Source organism: Mesorhizobium sp. M7D.F.Ca.US.004.03.1.1, assembly GCF_003998635.1.
Classification (GTDB): Bacteria; Pseudomonadota; Alphaproteobacteria; order Rhizobiales; family Rhizobiaceae; genus Mesorhizobium; species Mesorhizobium loti.
This window is the reverse complement of the sequence record NZ_RZQG01001648.1, coordinates 1-621: the sequence shown is the minus strand read 5'-3', so window position 1 is coordinate 621 and position 621 is coordinate 1. Positions and strand designations below refer to the sequence as shown.

Sequence of the window (621 nt, the reverse complement as noted above, 5' to 3'; positions counted from 1 at the left end):
TCCTTGAGGAGCACGGTCTGGTCTACAACGAGGTTGACCACGCCAAGTTCGAGGCAGGCGTCGCCGACCTGTACGCGAATATCTCCTCACCCACGGTGGCCGACATGGTGAAGCGCATTCAGGCGCAGTAACCGGCTGGCGTGAAAAGGAGAACGAGCTATGGCGGGTCAGCCTATGGCCGATGAGGACGCAAAGGCGCCCAGCCTCATCGCGAAGGTTGCAGCGACGACGGTCATGACGGCAGTCGTGTTCTGCATCGCTCTGCAGGTGCTCAACCGCTACGTCGCTCACATCCAGGTTTCCTGGACGGAGGAGGTCTCGCGCCTCCTCCTCGTCTGGGTCGCGTCGATCGGCGCGATCCTCGCTGTCAGCGCCCGAACGCATTTCCGTATGGAACTGCTTACCGGCTTGCTGTCGCCGAGGATGCGTCGCACGATCGATACTTTCATCAGCCTGGCGACATTGATCTTCTTGGCGTTTTTTCTGTATTCGGGGATTCGGTTCTGTATGGACCTTGCCGACAATCGCAGCCAGATGCTCGGTATCCCCTATGCATATCCCATGGTCGCGCTTCCGATTGCTGCGGCCGGCATGTTCGTGGCGGATATCCTTCCCCCTGCC

Annotated in this window: 1 protein-coding gene; it reads left to right on the top strand. The window is 59.9% G+C overall.

Annotation, left to right across the window (positions count from 1 at the left end; all coding sequences use genetic code 11):
* Window positions 1-174: 174 nt before the first annotated feature.
* A partial coding sequence (locus EN935_RS39270) for a TRAP transporter small permease (protein WP_164771893.1) occupies window positions 175-621 on the top strand: 447 nt, incomplete at its 3' end.